Raw genomic sequence first — 6,233 nt, forward strand, 5'->3', positions numbered from 1 at the left:
GGGTGGGGTCGAACTCGGGGTGCGCGCGGCGGTAGTAGCCGGTGTCGTCGCGCTCCCTGATGCCGCACGTGAGGTACTGCTCGTGCAGTCGTGCCAGCGCGTCCCGGTCGAGCTCCACGCCGAGCCCGGGGCCGGTCGGCACCGCGAGCGAGCCGTTCTCGAAGGTCAGGGCGCCGGGCACGATGACGTCGTCGGCGGCGTCCTTCCACGGCCAGTGGGTGTCGCAGGCGTAGGTGAGGTTGGGGGTGGCGGCGGCGAGGTGGGTCATCGCGGCGAGGCTGATGCCCAGGTGGGAGTTGGAGTGCATGGACAGGCCGAGCCCGAAGGTGTCGCAGATCGCGGCAAGCGACCTGGACCGGCCGAGCCCGCCCCAGAAGTGGTGGTCGGAGAGGACGACCTGGACCGCGTCCTGGGCGACGGCCGCCTTGACCTGGTCGAAGGCCACCACGCACATGTTGGTGGCCAGCGGCATCGGCACCTCGCGGGCGACCCTGGCCATCCCCTCGATCTCGGTGGTGGGGTCCTCCAGGTACTCGATGACCCCGGCCAGCTCGTTGCCGACCCGGATCGAGGTGGCCACGCTCCAGGCGCCGTTGGGGTCGATGCGCAGCGGATGGTCGGGGAACGCCTCGCGCAGGGCGAGGACCGCCGCCACCTCCTCCTCGGGCGGGAGGACGCCACCCTTGAGCTTGATCGCGGTGAACCCGTAGTCGTCGACCATCCGGCGGGCCTGCGCCACGAGTTGGTCCGGGTCGAGCGCGGCGCCCCACTCGTCGGGCTCGGCGCCCGGGTGGGCGGCCCACTTGTAGAAGAGGTAGGCGCTGTAGGCGACGCGGTCGCGCACGGCGCCGCCGAGCAGGTCGCTCACCGGCCGGCCGAGTACCTTGCCCTGGATGTCGAGGCAGGCCACCTCGAAGGGGGAGAACACCCGGTCCGCGGTCCTGGTGCCGGTCACCATGCCGCTCATGCCGTGTCCGCCGGCGCCGGTGTCGGCGTCCAGCGCCTGACGGGTCCGGCGGGCGATCTCCTGGACGTGCCACACGTCGACGCCCGTGAGCCGCGCGGCGATGGTCCGCAGCCGGCCGAGGTGGGCCGCGTCGCCGTATGTCTCACCGAGCCCGTGGAGCCCGGAGTCGGTGGTGACCTCGACGATGGCGCGCAGCGCGAACGGCTCGTGGACGCCGACGGTGTTCAGCAGGGGTGGGTCGCGGAAGGCGACGGGCGTGATCCGGATGTCGCGGATGCGGTGCGGCTCGTGGGTCGGTCGTTTTGGCACCGTGGCCCTCCGGCGGACGGCAGCTGACGGCCTCGTCAGCGATCGGACGGGTACGCGGGCAGTCTAGCCACGCGTCGTCTATATAGGTGGACAATGGTTAGAGATGAAGACGGTGCGTGTCCTGGGCGGTCAGCCCCCCTCCGCGCCCCAGGGCCCGAACCCCAGGGAGAGTGCGCCCTGTTCGATGCTGTCCCTGGCCCGGCCGAGCGCCGTGACGATGTCCTCCTCGCGGGCCGGCGTCAGGCGCGCCAGCGGCACTGAGCAGCTGATCGCGTCAGTCGCCGGCTCCACGTACCGCAGCCGCAGCGCGAAGCACTTCACCCCCACGGTGTTCTCCTCCCGGTCCACCGCCCAGCCGCGCTCCCTGATCTCCGCCAGATCCCGCTCGAGCGCCGCCCGGTCGGTCAGGGTGTGCTCGGTGAGCGGCGTCAGGTCGGCCGGCAGGTGCTCGGCCAGGGCCGCGTCGTCGAGGCCGGCGAGCAGTGCCTTGCCGAGCGCCGTCGAGTACGCCGGCAGCCGCCGACCCACCCGGCTGTGCGGCCGCAGGTACTGCCCGGACTCCCGGGTCACCAGGTAGACCACGTCGGTGCCGGACAGGCGCCCCAGGTGGAACGTCTCGTCCAGGTGCTCGCCGAGCCGGTCGAGGACTGACTTGGCGGTGTGCACATAGGGGTCGGTGTCCAGATAGCTGGTGCCGGCCAGCAGCGCCCGGATGCCGATCCCGTACATCGTGCCCGAGGCGTCGGTGCGCACCCAGCCGTACTTGGTCAGGGTGCGCAGCACGGCGTAGCAGCTGCTGCGCGGCATGCCGAGCGCCTCGCTCAGCTCGCGCAGCCTGGCCGGGCGGTTCTGCCTGGCGGCCAGGAGCTCAAGCAGCTCAAGGGTCCGCGCTGCGGACTTCACCTCACGCACCCCGCCGGTCCGCTCCTCGGACGGCGTCGGCTCGGCGGCGGCCGGCTTGGCGGCGGCGTAACCCTCCGGCGCGCGGTCGTGGTGGCGGTCGGTCGGTGCGGTCATCCGGCCCCTCCTGGCAGCAGGGGCGTGGCCGTCGGGGTTCCGACCGCCGGGTGGACCGCCCCCGGGTGGAGGACAACGCTACCGCCGCCGTCCGCCGGCGCCGAGGGGGCGACGCCGCACGCGCTTCGGGGACGCGCGGTGCGTTGCTGGTGGAAAGGCGGCAGAGATCCTGTGATGATCGAGAAGCGTCAACCCCGGAATTCGGTCAAATGTGCCGTGCATTACCTGATTCTCCGATCCCTTTCACAGGGGCTTGACGACCAATCAGGGACATGGCGAGAATCTGTGAAGAGAACCGCGACACCAGGCATTGCGGGCCGTTGCCCGCGGGGGAGGGCAATGGTGATCGCTGTGCCGGTGTGGGCACCTCCTGGTGATCTCCGGTCGTGCGGTCTCGAATCGCTCCCCTGTTCGCTTGGAACACCGAGGGAATGGAGGGGTGAATGCCGACGGCACCGACTTATCCCGGCGTGTACATCGAGGAACTGCCGAGTACCGTCCGCACGATCAGCGCTGTGACCACCTCGGTCACCGCGTTCGTCGGGCACACGAGCCGCGGCCCGGTCAACCGGCCCGTCACCATCACGAGCTACGCCGACTACGAGCGGCAGTTCGGCGGCCTGGCCGCCGACAGCCCCGTCAGCTACGCGGTGCGCCAGTTCTTCCTCAGCGGCGGCTCGGTCGCCGTGATCGTCCGCGCCGTCGCCGCCCGCGGCGGCACCGCGGCCATCGCGACGCTCCGCTCCACCGAGGCCGGCACCGGGGCCGACGCGCTGCGGATCACCGCCCGCGACCCCGGCAGCTGGGGCACGGGCCTTCGGGTCACCGTCGACCAGGACACCTCGGCGCCCGACACCACCTTCAACCTCCAGGTCACCGACACCGCGGGCGGTGTCCGCGAGAGCTACACCGGCCTCTCGACCCGCGAGGGCACGCCCGGCTTCGCCGAGACCGTGATCAACGGCTCTTCCTCGGTGGTCTCCGTCGCGGTGCTCGCCGAGGGCCGCCCCGACCCCACCGGCACGGTCAGCAAGCCGTTCCCCGAGGACCTGCCCGATCTGGCCAAGGAGATCGAGGTCAAGATCGGAGACGTCGCCCGCACCTTCACCCTCCACGACCCGGAGGACGACGGAGACGCCCCGGCCACCGTCGTCGACCTCGCGCTGCTGCTCGAGCGCAAGCTGCGCTCGCTGCCCGACGCGCCGGGCAGGCGCGCCTTCGCCGGCACCCGCGTCATCCCCTTCGGCCGCCGGCTCCAGGTGGTGGCCGGCTCGGGCGACCCCGCCGACGTCGTCCGCTTCGTCGGCCAGGCCGCCAACGACCTCGGCCTCGAGGCGTCCGTCAACCCGCCGGTGTTCGCCCTGGAGGGCGGCGAGGACGGCGGCGCCCCCGGCTACACCGACCTGATCGGCAGCGAGGCCCGCAAGAGCGGCATCCAGGCGTTGCGCGACGTCGCCGACGTCAACCTGCTGGTGCTGCCCGAACTCGCCGGCTATGCCTCGCTCGACGAGATGGTCACCGTGATCTCCGCGGCTGAGGCGCTGTGCGAGGAGAAGCGGATGTTCCTCATCGCCGACGCCCCGGCCACCTGGACCAGCGTCAACGCCGCCCGCGCCGGCCTGTCCACCTTCGACTCGGTGCGCAGCGACCACGCCGCCCTCTACTTCCCGCACCTCGAACTCGACGACCCGCTCACCGGGCGGCTGCGCGCCTTCCCACCCTCGGGCACCGTCGCCGGCGTCTACGCCCGCACCGACGCCGAGCGCGGCGTGTGGAAGGCGCCCGCCGGCATCGAGACCCGGCTTTCCGGGGTGCGGGCGCTCACCGTCCCGATGACCGACCCGGAGAACGGGCTGCTCAACCCGCTCGGCCTCAACGCGCTGCGCTCCTTCCCCGTGGTCGGCCCGGTGATCTGGGGCGCCCGCACCCTGGAAGGCGCCGACGCCCTGGCCTCGCAGTGGAAGTACGTGCCCGTGCGGCGGCTCGCGCTGATGCTGGAGGAGAGCCTCTACCGGGGCCTCAAGTGGGTCGTGTTCGAGCCCAACGACGAGCAGCTGTGGTCCCAGATCCGACTCAACGTCGGCGCCTTCCTGCACACGCTGTTCCAGCAGGGCGCCTTCCAGGGCACCTCGGCCCGCGACGCCTACTTCGTCAAGTGCGACCGCACGACCACCACGCAGGACGACATCAACCGCGGCATCGTCAACGTGCTCGTGGGATTCGCCCCGGTGAAGCCCGCCGAATTCGTGATCGTGAAGATCGAGCAGATCGCCGGGCAGTTCGAATCCTGAGCCTTGAGTCCTGAGCCTCGAGTCCTGAGCCTCGAGTCCTGAGCCGAGACCGAAGATCGAGATGGGAAGCCGCATGGCCGAATTCACCGTGAACGCCCAGCGATTCGATCCGTACAAGAACTTCAAATTCCTCGTGGTCTGGGACGGTCGCGTGGTCGCGGGAATCAGCAAGATCAGCGCGCTGAAGCGGACCACCGAGGTCGTTAAGCACCGCAACGGCGGCGACCCGAGCTCCCCGCGCAAGTCGCCGGGACGCAGCGAGTTCGAGGCGGTCACCCTGGAACGCGGCGTCACCCACGACCCGGAGTTCGACCGCTGGGCCAACAAGGTGTGGCAGGTCGGCGCCGGCCGCGGCGCCGAGGTGTCGCTGCGTGACTTCCGCAAGGACCTGACCATCCAGGTCCTCAACGAGGCCGGGCAGGTGGCCGTCGTCCACAAGGTCTACCGGGCCTGGCCGAGCGAGTACCAGATCCTCGGCGAGATGGACGCCAACGCCAACGCCGTCGCCATCCAGAGCCTCAAGCTGGAGTGCGAGGGCTGGGAGCGGGACTACGAGGTGCCCGAGCCCGAGGAGCCGTCCTTCCAGCAGCCCGCCTAGGCGACGCGATGACCGACGCGATGACCGTCGCGATGACCGTCGCGACGGCCGGGGAGGTGACCGGGGAGGGACGCCTGGGAGCCGCCGGGCTGCTGGCCGTCTGGGAGGCCGGCCTCGCCACCGGCGGCGTCGGCCGGGCGCTGCTGCTGCACTCGGCCGCCCGCCCGGGGGCCGGCACCGAGGAACTGCTGGCCACGCCGGTCGGGCGCCGCGACGCCGACTTGTTCGCGCTGCGCGGCGCCCTGTTCGGCGACCGGATGGACGTCAGGGTCACCTGCGAGGAGTGCGGACAGGAGATGGAGTTCGACTTCAGCGCCACCCAGGCGATCGCCGCCGGCCCGCCGGCCGAGGGGCCGCTCGTCGTGGAGGACGACGGCTGGACCGTGCGGTTCCGGCTGCCCACCACCGGCGACCTCGCCGCTGCCGAGGAAGCGGTCGAGCCCGAGCACGCCCGCCGGCTGCTGCTGCGGCGGTGCGTGCTGACCGCAGAGCACGACGGGACACGGGTGCCGGCCGACCGGCTGCCCGAGCCGCTCCCCGAGCGCGTGCGACGCCGCATCGCCGAGGCCGCCGCCGCGGCCGACCCCTGCGCCGACATCACCCTCGCCGTCGCCTGCCCCGAGTGCGGCCACCGTGCCGCGGCCGAACTCGACATCGCCGCCTACCTCTGGGCCGAACTCGACGCCTGGGCCCACGGCACGCTGCTCGACGTCCACCTGCTCGCCAGCGCCTATGGCTGGTCGGAGGCCGACATCCTGGCGCTCAGCCCGCTGCGCCGCCGTTACTACCTGGAGCTCTGTGCGGATGCCTGACTTCTTCGCCCGCCTGGTGGGCCGCACCACGGCCGGCGCCGCCGCGGCCGCGCCGCCCAGGGTCCGCCCCCGCCTGCCGGGACCTTTCGAACGGCTGGACGGCGCCCGCCTCGGAGCCCCCGACATCGAGGAACTGGCCGCGCCACCCGAGGCCGCCCCCGTCCCCGGGCCGGGGTCCGTGCCTCGGCCAGTCGGGGCCGCGGCGCCCGCGCCCCCGGCTCCGCCGCCGCCCACCACCC

5 protein-coding genes and 1 pseudogene are annotated in these 6,233 nt (G+C 72.3%); 4 read left to right on the forward strand and 2 right to left on the reverse strand.

Translation table 11 applies throughout. From position 1 onward, the window contains the following. Together E1265_RS32175 and E1265_RS32180 are read right to left on the reverse strand one after the other, a co-directional pair. The coding region (locus E1265_RS32175; RefSeq protein ID WP_132934493.1) for a glucarate dehydratase family protein at window positions 1–1,276 on the reverse strand (1,276 nt) is incomplete at its 3' end. A gap of 129 nt (window positions 1,277–1,405) precedes the next feature. Further along, window positions 1,406–2,293: an IclR family transcriptional regulator gene (locus E1265_RS32180; RefSeq protein WP_132934494.1), complete on the reverse strand. Its 888-nt coding sequence runs from the start codon at window positions 2,291–2,293 to the stop codon at window positions 1,406–1,408. 443 nt (window positions 2,294–2,736) lie between these two features. Here E1265_RS32180 and E1265_RS32185 point away from each other — a divergent pair, with 443 nt between their 5' ends. The 4 genes and pseudogenes from E1265_RS32185 to E1265_RS38325 all read left to right on the forward strand — a co-directional run. After that, a complete protein-coding gene (locus E1265_RS32185; RefSeq protein WP_132934495.1) occupies window positions 2,737–4,584 on the forward strand; it encodes a phage tail sheath C-terminal domain-containing protein in 1,848 nt (615 codons plus the stop codon). 73 nt (window positions 4,585–4,657) lie between these two features. Continuing rightward, window positions 4,658–5,182 (forward strand): phage tail protein, encoded by a 525-nt coding sequence (locus E1265_RS32190; protein ID WP_132934496.1) that lies wholly within the window; start codon window positions 4,658–4,660, stop codon window positions 5,180–5,182. Between the two features lie 8 nt (window positions 5,183–5,190). Further along, the gene (locus tag E1265_RS32195) at window positions 5,191–5,994 is read left to right on the forward strand and encodes a hypothetical protein (RefSeq protein ID WP_347877271.1); all 804 of its coding nucleotides are present in this window, start codon (window positions 5,191–5,193) and stop codon (window positions 5,992–5,994) included. Further along, a pseudogene (locus E1265_RS38325) lies at window positions 5,987–6,233 on the forward strand (hypothetical protein); the annotation flags it as partial. The gene E1265_RS32195 and the pseudogene E1265_RS38325, both read left to right, overlap by 8 nt.

This window comes from Streptomyces sp. 8K308, from assembly GCF_004348315.1.
Lineage (GTDB): Bacteria > Actinomycetota > Actinomycetes > Streptomycetales > Streptomycetaceae > Streptomyces.

What these genes read in the sequence shown, in the direction of transcription:
- E1265_RS32195 (WP_347877271.1), top strand. Translation starts at nt 5,191, where the DNA reads ATGACCGACGCGATGACCGTCGCGATGACCGTCGCGACGGCCGGGGAG.
- E1265_RS32185 (WP_132934495.1), top strand. Translation starts at nt 2,737, where the DNA reads ATGCCGACGGCACCGACTTATCCCGGCGTGTACATCGAGGAACTGCCG.
- E1265_RS32190 (WP_132934496.1), top strand. Translation starts at nt 4,658, where the DNA reads ATGGCCGAATTCACCGTGAACGCCCAGCGATTCGATCCGTACAAGAAC.
- E1265_RS32180 (WP_132934494.1), bottom strand. Translation starts at nt 2,293, where the DNA reads ATGACCGCACCGACCGACCGCCACCACGACCGCGCGCCGGAGGGTTAC.